This is a genomic window from Mesorhizobium sp. M8A.F.Ca.ET.181.01.1.1, assembly GCF_004792025.1.
Classification (GTDB): domain Bacteria; phylum Pseudomonadota; class Alphaproteobacteria; order Rhizobiales; family Rhizobiaceae; genus Mesorhizobium.
Map to the genome: position 1 here is coordinate 1 of NZ_SRTV01000084.1, position 377 is coordinate 377.

1 protein-coding gene is annotated in these 377 nt (G+C 57.8%); it reads left to right on the forward strand.

The window, feature by feature from the left end; translation table 11 throughout:
• Positions 1-77 precede the first annotated feature (77 nt).
• Positions 78-377: AAA domain-containing protein (locus EN824_RS33685; RefSeq protein ID WP_245521076.1), on the forward strand; the 300-nt coding region annotated here is incomplete at its 3' end.

Sequence of the window (377 nt, forward strand, 5' to 3'; positions counted from 1 at the left end):
ATACGCGACATCTTCCGTTGCGCGAACTTATGTCGAGGGCTTCTGGTGCAATTCTCAGGTTGACTCCTTGTTTGCTCATGAGCCCGCTGTCGATTGCGCAGTATCTACCGGCTGAGACCTCTGACTTTGACGTCGTGGTCTTCGACGAAGCTTCTCAGATTCCAGTCTCGGATGCGATTGGTGCGATGGCGCGGGCGCGGCAAGTCATCATGGTCGGTGACCCGAAGCAGCTCCCGCCGACCAGCTTCTTCGACCGTGCGGAATCCGACGTCGACGATACGGATGTCGAGGTGGAACTCGAGAGCATTCTGGAAGAATGTATCGGAGCGAACCTGCCGACGATGAAGCTGTCGTGGCACTACCGCAGCCGGCACGAG